The organism is Pseudomonas bananamidigenes, assembly GCF_001679645.1.
Classification (GTDB): domain Bacteria; phylum Pseudomonadota; class Gammaproteobacteria; order Pseudomonadales; family Pseudomonadaceae; genus Aquipseudomonas; species Aquipseudomonas bananamidigenes.
The window spans coordinates 59,385-72,269 of sequence record NZ_LRUN01000047.1 but is presented as its reverse complement, the minus strand read 5'-3'; the positions used below and the strand labels follow the sequence as shown (position 1 = coordinate 72,269).

12 protein-coding genes are annotated in these 12,885 nt (G+C 61.2%); 5 read left to right on the top strand and 7 right to left on the bottom strand.

What is annotated here, in order from left to right:
* Positions 1–362 precede the first annotated feature (362 nt).
* The 5 genes from BBF94_RS17145 to BBF94_RS17125 all read left to right on the top strand — a co-directional run bounded on the left by BBF94_RS17145 (position 363) and on the right by BBF94_RS17125 (position 4,707).
* Entirely contained in the window at positions 363–647 is a 285-nt protein-coding gene (locus BBF94_RS17145) for a hypothetical protein (RefSeq protein ID WP_065260171.1), read from the top strand.
* Positions 648–714: 67 nt separating this feature from the next.
* On the top strand, positions 715–879 hold the full coding sequence (locus BBF94_RS17140) for a DUF1328 domain-containing protein (RefSeq protein ID WP_003177151.1): 165 nt from the start codon (positions 715–717) through the stop codon (positions 877–879).
* Positions 880–881: 2 nt separating this feature from the next.
* Positions 882–1,346: an inhibitor of vertebrate lysozyme family protein gene (locus BBF94_RS17135; RefSeq protein ID WP_065260170.1), complete on the top strand. Its 465-nt coding sequence runs from the start codon at positions 882–884 to the stop codon at positions 1,344–1,346.
* 697 nt (positions 1,347–2,043) lie between these two features.
* Entirely contained in the window at positions 2,044–3,375 is a 1,332-nt protein-coding gene (gltP, locus tag BBF94_RS17130) for a glutamate/aspartate:proton symporter GltP (RefSeq protein WP_065260169.1), read from the top strand.
* 102 nt (positions 3,376–3,477) lie between these two features.
* Positions 3,478–4,707, top strand: coding sequence for a nucleoside recognition domain-containing protein (locus BBF94_RS17125; protein WP_065260168.1), 1,230 nt, complete (start codon positions 3,478–3,480; stop codon positions 4,705–4,707).
* 114 nt (positions 4,708–4,821) lie between these two features.
* On the opposite strand, the gene BBF94_RS17120 is transcribed toward BBF94_RS17125, so the two are convergent.
* From BBF94_RS17120 to BBF94_RS17090, 7 genes are all read right to left on the bottom strand, one after another.
* Positions 4,822–5,442 carry an ABC-type transport auxiliary lipoprotein family protein gene (locus tag BBF94_RS17120; protein ID WP_065260167.1) on the bottom strand — a complete coding sequence of 207 codons (621 nt, stop codon included), beginning with the start codon at positions 5,440–5,442 and terminating at the stop codon, positions 4,822–4,824.
* Complete coding sequence (locus BBF94_RS17115) at positions 5,439–6,377, bottom strand: MlaD family protein (RefSeq protein WP_065260166.1); 939 nt, start codon at positions 6,375–6,377, stop codon at positions 5,439–5,441. Before BBF94_RS17115 ends, BBF94_RS17120 begins: the two co-directional genes overlap by 4 nt.
* A gap of 1 nt (position 6,378) precedes the next feature.
* Complete coding sequence (locus BBF94_RS17110; protein WP_176704470.1) at positions 6,379–7,164, bottom strand: ABC transporter ATP-binding protein; 786 nt, start codon at positions 7,162–7,164, stop codon at positions 6,379–6,381.
* Between the two features lie 14 nt (positions 7,165–7,178).
* Positions 7,179–8,327 carry an ABC transporter permease gene (locus tag BBF94_RS17105; RefSeq protein WP_065260164.1) on the bottom strand — a complete coding sequence of 383 codons (1,149 nt, stop codon included), beginning with the start codon at positions 8,325–8,327 and terminating at the stop codon, positions 7,179–7,181.
* Between the two features lie 54 nt (positions 8,328–8,381).
* Positions 8,382–9,410 (bottom strand): DUF5924 family protein, encoded by a 1,029-nt coding sequence (locus BBF94_RS17100; RefSeq protein WP_065260163.1) that lies wholly within the window; start codon positions 9,408–9,410, stop codon positions 8,382–8,384.
* A gap of 76 nt (positions 9,411–9,486) precedes the next feature.
* Complete coding sequence (locus tag BBF94_RS17095; RefSeq protein WP_065260162.1) at positions 9,487–10,878, bottom strand: M16 family metallopeptidase; 1,392 nt, start codon at positions 10,876–10,878, stop codon at positions 9,487–9,489.
* A gap of 169 nt (positions 10,879–11,047) precedes the next feature.
* Positions 11,048–12,706 (bottom strand): Na/Pi cotransporter family protein, encoded by a 1,659-nt coding sequence (locus BBF94_RS17090; RefSeq protein WP_065260161.1) that lies wholly within the window; start codon positions 12,704–12,706, stop codon positions 11,048–11,050.
* Positions 12,707–12,885 lie beyond the last annotated feature (179 nt).

Below are 12,885 nucleotides of genomic sequence, written 5' to 3'. Positions count from 1 at the left end.
TGATTCTGATCGATTCCAGTCATGGCAGGGTAGCTCTCTCCTGCCCTTTCGGCTAATACACTGATTTTGTTGATTTTTTGAACAATCGCCGATTTGCAGGCGTTTGCCTGCTTCCTTTTCTGACATCCATACCCTGCTCTCAATTCAAAAAGAATGATTTCTCCTACGTCGCATTCGTGCATTTCGCACGACCGCGAGACGGCCATCGTGCAGGATGCGTCGTCAAAAACTTTCATGTCAATTCTAACTAACTGATTTTATTGGATTTTTTCAAACAAAAAAGCTGGCATGCCGACTGCAATACCTCTATCAGCCCGGGCAGACATGCACTGCCCCAACCCGACAAGAGTGAGGAAACCAGGATGACTCGCCAACGTGCTGCCCAAATGCGTATTTCGCCCCTGCATCTGCAGCAGGGCCTGTTTGGCGCACTGGCGCTGCTGATCACCCTGATCGCCTGCCAGCAATACCTGCTTTGGGAACAGAGTCAGCACCCCGAGCCTTTGATTTCGATGCAACACGCCACTCAGACACACTTCAGCGCCGTCACCAGCAGCCAGGTCGATAACGGCGCGATGCGCATGATGGATGTCGACCAGCCGCAACCGTTGGGCGACATGCCGCGCGAGGAACGCTGGGTTTTCTGATCCACGAATCTGGGCGCCGCTGCGCCGAGACCGGCAACATCCCTAAATAGAAACAAGGAGAATCACCATGTTGAGCTGGGCAATTACATTCCTGATCATTGCCATCATCGCTGCAGTCCTGGGCTTCGGTGGTATCGCGGGCACCGCCACGGGTATCGCCAAGATTCTCTTTGTCGTGTTCCTGGTGATGTTCATCGCCTCGTTCTTCTTTGGCCGTCGCGGCCGAGGTTGATCATGAGTGCTTTAAAGACACTGGCAGCCGCCCTGCTTCTGGGCGGTAGTGCCATGGCGATGGCGGCCAATGATGGCCAGACCCGGGTCAATGAACTCTTGAGTTCGGACCCGCAATACCGGGAAACCTGGGAAGGCGTGGTGAAAAAGGAAGAACGCCTGCCGGAATGGGTCATGAACCTATCCGGCGCGCCGGACCAACAGATGAATGCCGTCACGGAAGACGGCGACAAGTACTTGGTGGGGCCGCTCTGCGAATCGCAGGACAAGTGCCTCAACCACCGCTTGATCGTCGCGTTCAGCTTCGACAAGAAACACGCCTACGCCATGCTGGTCGATGTGCCCGAAGGATTGCCGGCCGACAAGTCGCCAACACGACACGCCACTTACCGCTTCCTCGGCAAACCCGACCAGGGCATGCAGGACCTGTTGATGGAAACGCTGAAGAAAGATCCGAACTGGTATTGAACATGAAGGCAGCCGACAGCTGCCTTCCATTGCGCCCGCCCGAGGAAGGCCGGTGCATGACCAGGGGGCCGGGACGTTCTGACTGTTTCAGGGTCGGAGTGACCTACGGGTACAGGGAGTGCCTGCGATGAGGGCCGGGTCAGGGTAAAAGCTGCAACGCAAGTTCGCCAACCCGAAGTGGTTCGACGGGCTTGCGCTGAGCTTTCAAAGTGACAAAACATTGATCCAGAGCGTTCTGCTCATCTTTTTGTCGTTCACACTGCGCGCGAAAAGCGTTTCGCGGTGTTTCCTCGCGACCGTATATCGAGAAAGAGTCGATAAAGCCTGTCAGGGTTTTGGATTCCAAACGTAGGCTTTTTCCGAAAATTTTCGTCGAAATCACTCGCTCAAAAAATAACCAATCTACGCTGTAATGGCCGGTTCACGGCACTTATGCCTGCCGAAATGTCGTATTCGAACCGGTTGGGACGCCAGTTTCACTAAAAAAAACTCATGCCGATTCGGCATAGGGTAGGCGTTTACGGCATTAGACGGCGCAACCCCGCATCGGAATAGTTGCGCCTTTTTTCGCCTGCCGGAGAGCCGTAATTACGCGCTTCGGGGCACCTTATACGGAGGCAGATGCACAGACTTTTCCGCCAAGAGCGTTCCAGTTCCTGCATGTGCCTTGAGTCAAACGCAAGTAAGGGTAAAGAATATGAAGAAGGCAAAGCTCAGCCTCGCCTGGCAGATCCTCATCGGTCTGGTATTGGGGATTGCAATCGGTGCGTTGCTCAACCATTTCAGTGCCGAAAAGCCCTGGTGGATCAGCAATGTCCTGCAACCGGCAGGCGATATCTTTATCCGTCTGATCAAGATGATCGTGATCCCGATCGTCATTTCTTCCCTTATCGTCGGCATCGCCGGCGTGGGCGACGCCAAGAAGCTCGGGCGTATCGGCCTGAAGACCATCATCTACTTCGAAATCGTCACCACCATCGCCATCGTCGTCGGCCTGCTGCTGGCCAACCTGTTCCATCCGGGTGCCGGCATCGACATGAGCACCCTGGGCACCGTGGACATCTCCAAGTACCAGGCGACCGCCGCCGAAGTACAGCATGAACACGCGTTCATCGAGACCATCCTCAACCTGATCCCGTCGAACATCTTCGCGGCCATGGCCCGCGGCGAAATGCTGCCGATCATCTTCTTCTCCGTGCTGTTCGGCCTTGGTCTGTCGAGCCTGCAGTCGGACCTGCGCGAGCCGCTGGTGAAGATGTTCCAGGGCGTCTCGGAAAGCATGTTCAAAGTCACCCACATGATCATGAACTACGCGCCAATCGGTGTGTTCGCGCTGATCGCGGTGACCGTGGCCAACTTCGGTTTCGCCTCGCTGCTGCCGCTGGCCAAGCTGGTGATCCTGGTTTACGTCGCCATCGCTTTCTTCGCCTTCGTGATCCTGGGCCTGATCGCCAAAATGTTCGGTTTCTCGGTGATCAAGCTGATGCGCATCTTCAAGGATGAGCTGGTTCTGGCTTATTCCACCGCGTCCTCCGAAACCGTGCTGCCGCGCGTGATCGAGAAGATGGAAGCCTACGGCGCACCGAAAGCGATCTGCAGCTTTGTGGTTCCGACCGGCTACTCGTTCAACCTGGACGGTTCGACCCTGTACCAGTCCATCGCTGCGATCTTCATCGCCCAGCTGTACGGCATCGACCTGTCGATCAGCCAGCAACTGCTGCTGGTCCTGACCCTGATGGTCACCTCCAAAGGCATCGCCGGTGTGCCGGGCGTGTCTTTCGTGGTCCTGCTGGCCACGCTGGGCAGCGTCGGCATTCCGCTGGAAGGCCTGGCGTTCATCGCCGGTGTCGACCGTGTGATGGACATGGCGCGTACCGCCCTGAACGTGATCGGCAACGCCCTCGCCGTGCTGGTCATCGCCCGTTGGGAAGGCATGTACGACGACGCCAAGGGCCAGCGCTACTGGAACTCGCTGCCGCACTGGCGCAGCAAGGAACCACTGCCGGCCGGTGACGTTTCGAAAAACTGATCCCCACCTGCCATGCGCCCTGACAAACCCCGGAGAAATCCGGGGTTTGTCGTTTCTGGCGACCCCGCTATCATTCGCCGCATCTTCCGGGGGATTTGACTGATGCTTAATGGCCTGTGGCTTGGCTTCTTCATCGTGGCAGCCGTGTCGGCGCTGGGGCAGTGGCTGATCGGCGGCAACGCCGGGATCTTCGCGGCGATGGTGGAAAGCATTTTTGCCATGGCCAAGCTGTCGGTCGAAGTCATGGTGTTGCTGTTCGGCACACTCACCCTGTGGCTGGGCTTTCTGCGCATCGCCGAGAAGGCCGGGATCGTCGAATGGCTGGCCAAAGTGCTCGGGCCGCTGTTCCTGCGGTTGATGCCGGAAGTGCCGGCCGGGCATCCGGCGCTGGGCCTGATTACCCTGAACTTCGCCGCCAACGGCCTGGGCCTGGACAACGCCGCCACGCCGATCGGCCTCAAGGCCATGAAGGCGCTGCAGGAACTCAACCCCAGCTCGACCGTCGCCAGCAACGCACAGATCCTGTTCCTGGTACTCAACGCCTCGTCCCTGACCCTGTTGCCGGTGACGATCTTCATGTACCGCGCCCAGCAAGGCGCGCCGGATCCGACGCTGGTGTTCCTGCCGATCCTTTTGGCCACCAGTTGCTCGACCATCGTCGGCTTCCTGTCGGTGGCGTTCATGCAACGCCTGCGGGTCTGGGACCCGGTGGTGCTGGCTTATCTGATTCCCGGTGCGCTGATCCTCGGCGGTTTCATGGCGCTGCTGGCCACGATGTCGGCCACCGCGCTGGCGGGCCTGTCGTCGATTCTCGGCAACCTGACGCTGTTCGGTCTGATCATGCTGTTTCTGGTGATCGGCGCCTTGCGCAAGGTGAAGGTTTACGAAGCATTCGTCGAAGGTGCGAAGGAAGGTTTCGACGTCGCCAAAAACCTGCTGCCGTATCTGGTGGCGATGCTCTGTGCGATCGGCGTATTGCGAGCGTCCGGTGCGCTGGATTTCGGCCTCGACGGCATTCGCCATCTGGTGCAGTGGGCAGGCTGGGACACGCGCTTCGTCGATGCGCTGCCGACCGCGATGGTCAAGCCGTTCTCCGGCAGCGCCGCCCGGGCGATGCTGATCGAAACCATGAAGACCTCCGGCGTCGACAGCTTCCCGGCGCTGGTGGCGGCGACCATCCAGGGCAGCACCGAGACCACCTTCTATGTGCTGGCGGTGTACTTCGGCGCGGTGGGCATCCAGCGGGCGCGACATGCGGTGGGATGCGCGCTGCTGGCCGAGCTGGCCGGTGTGCTAGGCGCAATCGGCGTCTGCTACTGGTTCTTCGGCTGATAGAAAACCCTGTGGGAGCGGACTTGTCCGCGAAGAGGGCCGCACATCCAGAATTTCTGGTGACTGACACACCGCCATCGCGGGCAAGCCCGCTCCCACAGGGGCTATGGTGAATCAGGGTGTTGCGGGGGCGAATTTCTGGCCTTGTTCCACCGCCCACGCCACGACCTTCGCCGTCAGCCGATCACTGGCCTGACCGAATCCGGCCACCACCGCCGGTACCTTCACATCATTGAGCGGCTGACGCTCTTCAAAGCGGTGGCTGGCGAGAATCTTCTGGTCATGGCCGCGCACCAGCAACGCATCGACCCGCACCACGACGCTGGCCTGATGGCCCTGATATTCCGTCTGGAATGCCTGCAGGCTGCCGCCCAGTTCCAGATCTGCCTGGAAGTTGCTGTCGTCGGTACTCAACAGCGACACCCGGCCATCGCGCTGGAAGCCATCGAGCAGCCGGTTGCGCATCAGCACCGGCGCCGGGTCGCTCCAGCGCGAAGCCTTGTAAGTGCTGATGACGTCACCCTGGGGAATCACCGCGATGCCCGGACGGTTCAGCGCTTCGCTGGCCTGCAGTTTGTTCAGACGCAGCGACCAATGCTGAGTCGCCGAAGCGGCCGAGGCGGGCGCCTGCGCAGAAGGCAGGCGGTAGACATCCAGCGGCTCGGACTTGGGCAGGATCGAGCAGGCGCCGATCAGCGTGAAGCCGGCAAGGAGGGCGAGGCGAGTCAGCTTCATGGCGTGAATTCCTTGTTCTTGTCACTGCCCAGCAGGTAACCGCTGGGGTTGGCCTCCAGACGTTGGGAAATGGCCCGCAGCGAGGTCAGGGTTTCACGCAGTTCGCGCACTGCCGGCGCTAGGCCGTTGAGGCCCTGCATGCCGCTGTCGAGGGAATTCTGATTCTTGCTCAGCAGGCCGTTGATGGTGGCGCTGCTCTGTTCCAGCGACTTCATCGCTTGCTCGGCACTGCCCAGCGCCTGTTTGCCCTGATCGTTGAGCAAACCGTTGGCATTACGCATCAGCGCCGATGTCTGCTCGAGCATGCTGCCGGCCTGTTTGCCGACGGTCGCCAGTTGCTGCATGGCCTGGCGCAGGTCGCCGCGTTGATCATTGATCGAACCGGTGGTCTGCTCCAGATGTTCGAGGGTTTTGCTCACGCGCTCGATGTTGTCGGCGGAGAACATCTGATTGGCGTTGCTCAGCAGCGTACTGACTCCGCTCATCAGGTCGTTGCTGTCATTGAGCAGCCGCGAAATAGGCGAGGGCGAAGCGACGATGGTCGGCAGGTTGCCGTCATGGCCGCGCAGTTTCGGGCTCTCGGGCGTACCGCCGCTGAGCTGGATGATCGACGTGCCGGTGATCCCGGCCAGGGCCAGTTTGGCCAGGGTGTCTTCCTTGACCGGCGTGTCGCCGCCGAGGCGTATCCGCGCCAGCACCCGGCGCGGGTCCTGCGGGTCGAGGCGCAGGCTGACCACATCGCCGACCTTGATCCCGCTGTACTGCACCGGACTGCCCCGGGACAGACCGCTGACCGCTTCGTTGAAGACGATTTCGTAATCCTTGAACTCGGTGTCGACGCTGGACTTGGCCAGCCACAGACCGAAGAGCAGGGCGCCGGCCACCACAATCACCGTGAACAGGCCGATCAACACATGATGGGCTCGGGTTTCCATGTCAGACCTCGTTAAGCAGTTTGGCGGCGTCCAGCGCCGAGCGGCCGCGAGGGCCGTGGAAATATTCGTGAATCCACGCGTCGTCGGTTTCCGAGACCACGTCGATGGGCCCGGCCACCAGCACTTTCTTCTGCGCCAGCACCGCCACCCGGTCGGTAATGGTGTAGAGCGTGTCGAGGTCGTGAGTCACCAGAAACACACTCAGCCCCAGCGCATCGCGCAGGGTCAGGATCAACTGGTCGAACTGCGCTGCGCCAATCGGATCGAGGCCGGCGGTGGGTTCGTCAAGAAACAGGATGTCCGGGTCCAGCGCCAATGCCCGGGCCAAGGCTGCACGCTTGATCATGCCGCCGGACAACGAGGCGGGGTATTTATCTGCCGCCGACAGCGGCAGCCCGGCCAGTGCCAGTTTCACCGCCGCCAGGTGCTCGGCGTCTTCACGGCTCAGGCCGGCGTGTTCGATCAGGGGCAGGGCGACGTTCTCGGTCACCGTCAGCGAAGAGAACAGCGCGCCTTTCTGAAACAGCACACCGAAACGCCGCTCGATCAACGAACGCTCATGCTCCGGCAGGCTCGGCAGATTCTGGCCGAACACCTTGACCATGCCTTCGCTGGGCCGGCGCAAACCGACGATGCTGCGCAGCAACACCGATTTGCCGCTGCCGGAACCGCCGACCACCGCGAGAATTTCGCCCTTGTACAAGTCCAGGTCGAGGTTCTCGTGCACGCTCTGGCTGCCGAAGCGATTGCACAGGCCACGGACTTCGATCACCGCTTCGGACGGCATGCGGGGTAGACGACTCACCAGCCCATCTCCATGAAGAACAGCGCGGCAACCGCATCGAGCACGATCACCACGAAGATCGATTGCACCACGCTCGAGGTGGTATGGGCGCCGACCGATTCGGCGCTGCCACTGACCTTGAAGCCTTCCAGACAGCCGATGGCGGCAATCAGGAACGCGAAGATCGGGGCTTTGACCAGGCCAACCAGAAAATGTTGAATCCCTATGTCGCTTTGCAGCAGCGAGAGGAACATCGCCGGGGAAATATCCAGCGACACCGCACAGACCACGGCGCCACCGATGATCCCGCAGATCATCGCCAGAAAGGTCAGCATCGGCAGGGCTACCAGCAACGCCAGCACCCGCGGCACTACCAGCAATTCCATGGGGTCGAGGCCAAGCGTGCGGATCGCGTCGATTTCCTCGTTGGCCTTCATCGAACCGATCTGCGCGGTGAAGGCACTGGCGGTCCGGCCGGCCATCAGGATTGCCGTGAGCAACACGCCGAATTCCCTAAGAAAGGCGAAGCCCACCAGGTCCACGGTAAACACGCTGGCGCCGAAACTGGCCAGCACCGTCGCCCCGAGAAACGCCACCACCGCGCCCACGAGAAAGGTCAGCAGGGCGACGATCGGCGCGGCGTCGAGGCCAGTCTGTTCGATGTGCGCGATCATCGGCGTGATCCGCCAGCGCTTGGGTCGGAACAGGCTGCGAGCGATGGTTTCGAGAATCAGACCGACAAAACCGAGCAGTTGCAGGGTGTCCTGCCACACCGTATCGACGGCCCGGCCGATACGGGTCAGCAACTGCACGCTGACGCTGATTTCCGGCTCCTTGACCGGTACGCAGAAGTCGGTCAGCGAGCGATACACGGTTTGCAGCAAGGCGCGGTCGGCAGCGGAAATCGTGCAATCGGGATGTTCGGCGGACTTGCCCAGTCGCTCGGAGCCGAGCAGCTCCACCAGCAGTGAAGCGCCGGCGGTGTCGAGGGCGCCGAGGCCGTTGAGATCGATGGTGGTGCTGGCGTCGTACTGACCGCGGAGCGTTTCGCTCAGGTGCTTGAGTTCGGCGTAATGGACAAGCGTCCAGTCCCCGGTGACCCGCAGGCGGGCAGGGCTGATTGACGTGTCCAGTCGGGCATTACCGGTCATCGCGCTGCTGGTCATAGACTCCGTGCTTGTTCTGCGGCTGAGCGAATCTACGTAATAGCACGAACCGGATTACTTTTCTTTGATCGGTGTGCTGTCCGTCACTTCGAAGCGCAGTACGCCGATCACCTGATCATCTTCGGTCAGCACCCGCACCTGCCAGTCACCGACCGGATTGCCGGGGAAGTTCTGCTTGTGGGTCCACGCCCGATAGCCTTCCTTGCGCCCGCCGTGGATGTCGAGGGCAATGCGGTCGACCTCTTTGCCGTTGAACTGCCACACATGGTAGATCCGCTCATCGAGCCCGCGCGGCGCGTTGATCGCGGTGTAGGCGTAGAGGCCGCCGCTGCGTATCTGATCGGCACTGACTTGCTCCAGGCTGGCCCCGGGAGTGCGGTCCTGCACCTGAGTGCTGATCGCCACGTCAGTCATCCACAACGTTGCCGGCGGCACCCACGAGCGCAGAACCCAGCCGACGCCACCGATACCGATGGTGATGCTGAGGATCGCCAGCGCATTGCGCACGGTGCGAATCGGGAAGATCGATGCCAGGCTCGGGAACGACAACACCACGGCAATGCCCAGCGCCCACTTGAAGCTCTGGGAGGTGGTCAGGTGCATGATCACCGGCAGGGCGGTAAGCAGGGCCGCGAACAGGGTCAGGGTGTGCAGCGCGAGAAACGCCCAACGCCGGGGCGCCAGCCATTTGTAGTAGAGCGGGTCGACAATCGAGATCAGCGCCGCGATGCACAGCAGGCCGGTGAAAACCAATTGGCCGCTGTTCCAGGTGGTGGTGATGAAGAAAAACGGCAGGACGAAAAACAGACTTTCCTGATGGATCATCTGCGTCGCATAACGCAGCAGCGGCTGAGGTATTTCCCGTTTGAAGACCCGGGTGAACAGCTCGGTCAGGCTGTTTTCCAGCATCAGCCAGATCCAGCTCAGCAGCATGATCGTGGTGATCCAGCTCGCCAGTCCCTGTTGCCGGTCGACCAGAATGAAACTGCCGACGCCGGAAATGAAACCGCCGAGTGCGATGACCCCGGGGTAGCGCTTCATCAGTTCGAGGATGCGCTGGATCAGGAGGTTCAATTTGAGCATGTGGGCGGTTCACGACAGTCGAGGAAAAAAACCTCGACAGAGTACCGCCCGCCAGGGCCTGTGGCGAGGCTGCCGGTCAGTCTGAAGGCACGGATTTTCGCCGGCGCAGTCGCCAGCCGAGCAGAAGCAGCAACATAACGCCCGAACCGCCGCCCATCAGCCACACCACCTGATCGTCACTGAACAACGCTTTCTCAATGCGCAGATACCCCGGCTGCAATAACAATTCGCGCATGGCCTTGTTCGCCGCTTCCAGCGTCACCCCTTGCAGTTCCCGGGCAGGATCGGCGAAGCGGCCATCCTCGTAGTCGCCCAGCGCGCTCCAGTAATAGTCGGCCATGCCGCTGTTGCCCTGCACGGCCCAGGCCTGGTGGGCGATGGCTGCCTGTTTGATGCGATTGAAGGTGTCGGCATCGAGGCCGTTCTTCAGCAGGCTGGCCTTGAGATCTTCCAGCACCTGTTCGGCTTCGGTGATGTCGCCACGATCAAGATCGGCGTTGAGGCTCATGAAGCCGACACCGCCGAACACCTCGCGCTCGGCCCAGGGTCCGTAGGACAAGCCATGGTTCAGGCGCAGCTCGCGGTACAGCGCCCACTCCAGATATTCCTTTAGCAAATCGAACGTCTCGTCGTACTGGTCGTCGAGCACCGGCTCCGGCACCAGCCAGTGCAGCTTGGCGCCATTGCCGATGAAGCCACGGGTCAGCGTGCGCTCATGGGCGGCACTGGTGCGGATGTCCGGCAGCGGCCGATGCTCGCTCGGATCGACCGCCTCGAGCGCGCCCCACGCCCGTTCCAGATAGGCCGGCAGCAACTTGTCGAGGTCGCCGACGACGATCAGGGTCATGTTGTTCGGCGCGTACCAGGCCCTGCGCACCTTATCCAGCTGTTCGCGGGTCAGGCCATCGACTTCGGCCCGTTGCGGGCACTTCAGCCCCAGCTCCACCGCCAGCTGATTGCTGGCGCTGTGGCCCAGGTCCTGACGGTCGAGAAAGCGCCGCAGACGGGTGTAATGGCCGCCGTCCTCGCGCTCGACCACCCGTTTGGCGGCGTTGATCGCGTTGTCGTCGAAACGGGTCTGGGTCAGCAAATCCAGCAACAGATCGAGGACCTTGCGCTGGTTTTTCGCCGGGGCTTCGATGACGAACGTGGTGTCGGCGTTGCTGGTGAAGGCGTTCCAGTCACCGCCCAGGGCCTGCATGCGCTCTTCGAGGCCACCTTCGCCAGTGGCGTCGATGCCGCTGAACAATAGGTGTTCGAGCAGGTGCGGCAGCTCCTTTTCATTGCAGTCGAAATCGTCGAGGCCGACGCCCACCACCAGGCGGATCGCCACATGCCCGCGTTCGGTACCGGGTTTGAGCAGCAATTGCAGGCCGTTGGGCAGGGCATAGCCCTCGACCTGGAAACGATCCAGGGCGAGGGCGGGCAGGGAACCGAGCAGCAGACAAGCGAACAACAGGCAACGCATAACGAGCTTCCATACAACTGAGTCGGAGATCCGTGTCGTCAGTCGGATCGCTTTCGCGAGCAGGCTCGCTCCCGCAAAGGAATGCCTTTCAAATGCAGGAGCGAGCCTGCTCGCGAAGGCGTCCTTGAGGCTGAACCATGAGCTACTGACTGACCACAGCCCCAGACGTTCAAGGCGAATGCGTGATGTCGGCCATTTCGTCCGCCGCCAGCGCGCCGGTGTCGGAAGTTTCCAGCACCACGTAGGCACTGCTGCAGAACAGCGAGTTCAGGCGTTTCATGTCGGCAATCAGCTCCAGGTGCAACGAACTGGTCTCGATACTTTGCACGATCTTGCGTTGCAAACGGCTGACATGAGCATGGGCCAGACGCCGCTCCTGAGCGCGGAAGCGACGTTTCTCGCGCAACAACTGGCGGGCGCTTTCCTTGTCACCGCTGAGAAACACCGACAGCCCCAACCGCAGGTTGGCGATCAATTGCTGATGCAGCCCGGCAAGCTCCTCCAGCCCGTCTTCGGAAAACGAACGGCGCTGGGACGTCTTCTGCTGCTGCACCTTGCGCAGCATGCGTTCGATCAGGTCGCTGGCAAGCTTGAGGTTGATCGCCAGTTCGATGATTTCCGCCCAGCGCCGACTGTCCTGCTCGCCAAGATCCTCCCGGGGCATCTGCGCCAGATACAACTTGATCGCGCTGTACAGCGCTTCGACGTCATCGCTCAGCTTGCGCATTTCCTGGGTGACTGCGGTCTGTTTGCCGCGCAGCACGTCGAGGGTGGCGTCGAGCATGTTGTCGATCAGATCGCCCATGCGCAGGGTTTCCCGGGCGGCGTTGGCCAGCGCCAGGCTTGGCGTGACCAGCGCGGTGAGGTCGAGGTGACGCGGTTTGGCGGTACCATTGACCTCCGGACGCTCCGGCAACAGCCAGGCGCACAGCCGCGCCATCGGTGCGACCGTCGGCAACAGGATCAGGCAGCGTGCAGTGTTGTAGAGCAGGTGGAAGCCGATGACCATTTCCTGCGGACTGTAATCGAGGCTGTCGATCCAGTGCGCCAGCGGGTCGAGTACCGGAATGATCAGCAACAGGCCGATCAGTTTGTACAACAGACTGCCGAGTGCCACTTGCCGGCCGGCCGCGTTCTGCATGCTGGTGCTCATGAACGCCAGCACGCCGCTGCCGATGTTGGCGCCGATCACCAGACCGATCGCCACCGGCAGGCTGATCACATTGGCGCCCGCCAGGGTCGCGGTCAGCAGTACAGCGGCAAGGCTGGAGTAGGAAATCATCGCGAACAGAGCGCCGACCAGGGCGTCGAGCAGGATGTCGCCGGTCAGCGAGGCGAAAATCACCTTCACGCCTTTGGCATGGGTGATCGGCCCGGCGGCCTCGACGATCAATTGCAGCGCCAGGATGATCAGCCCCAGGCCGATGGCCACGCGGCCCATCTGCCCGAGCCGCGTCTGTTTGCGCGACAGAAAGAAAATCACCCCGAGAAAAATCAGCAGTGGCGACAGCCACGACAGATCGAAGGTCAGCACCCGCGCCATCAATGCCGTACCGACGTCGGCGCCGAGCATGGTGGTCAGGGCCGGGGTCAGCCCCATCAGCCCCTGGCCGACGAAGGAGGTCACGAGCATGGCGGTGGCGTTGCTGCTCTGCACCATCGCGGTCACCAGGATGCCGGCGATGAACGCCAGCCAGCGCCTGGACATGTTCTGGCCGATCACGTGCCGCAGGTTGGTGCCGTACACCCGCAGGATGCCGGTTCGGACGATGTGCGTGCCCCAGATCAGCAGGGCCACGGCAGACAGCAGATTGAGCAGGGTGAGCATGCAGACCCCCTGTAGTTGCAGCGCCCCAAAGGGGCAAGTTGACGATACCGCGCAGTTTCTACGTGTTGTTCTTAAGCTGTAGTTGGCGAACGGTCCGGGCGCCAGCATTGCACAGCTAAAGTGCGGATTGAAACAAAAGTGTCATGAAAACAGGTTCATGCAGCCATGAAAAAAGGGCC

Coding starts and splice junctions, on each gene's coding strand:
- BBF94_RS17145 (WP_065260171.1), top strand. CDS start 363: ATGACTCGCCAACGTGCTGCCCAAATGCGTATTTCGCCCCTGCATCTG.
- BBF94_RS17140 (WP_003177151.1), top strand. CDS start 715: ATGTTGAGCTGGGCAATTACATTCCTGATCATTGCCATCATCGCTGCA.
- BBF94_RS17105 (WP_065260164.1), bottom strand. CDS start 8,327: ATGACCAGCAGCGCGATGACCGGTAATGCCCGACTGGACACGTCAATC.
- BBF94_RS17135 (WP_065260170.1), top strand. CDS start 882: ATGAGTGCTTTAAAGACACTGGCAGCCGCCCTGCTTCTGGGCGGTAGT.
- BBF94_RS17115 (WP_065260166.1), bottom strand. CDS start 6,377: ATGGAAACCCGAGCCCATCATGTGTTGATCGGCCTGTTCACGGTGATT.
- BBF94_RS17120 (WP_065260167.1), bottom strand. CDS start 5,442: ATGAAGCTGACTCGCCTCGCCCTCCTTGCCGGCTTCACGCTGATCGGC.
- BBF94_RS17090 (WP_065260161.1), bottom strand. CDS start 12,706: ATGCTCACCCTGCTCAATCTGCTGTCTGCCGTGGCCCTGCTGATCTGG.
- BBF94_RS17100 (WP_065260163.1), bottom strand. CDS start 9,410: ATGCTCAAATTGAACCTCCTGATCCAGCGCATCCTCGAACTGATGAAG.
- gltP (WP_065260169.1), top strand. CDS start 2,044: ATGAAGAAGGCAAAGCTCAGCCTCGCCTGGCAGATCCTCATCGGTCTG.
- BBF94_RS17095 (WP_065260162.1), bottom strand. CDS start 10,878: ATGCGTTGCCTGTTGTTCGCTTGTCTGCTGCTCGGTTCCCTGCCCGCC.
- BBF94_RS17110 (WP_176704470.1), bottom strand. CDS start 7,164: ATGCCGTCCGAAGCGGTGATCGAAGTCCGTGGCCTGTGCAATCGCTTC.
- BBF94_RS17125 (WP_065260168.1), top strand. CDS start 3,478: ATGCTTAATGGCCTGTGGCTTGGCTTCTTCATCGTGGCAGCCGTGTCG.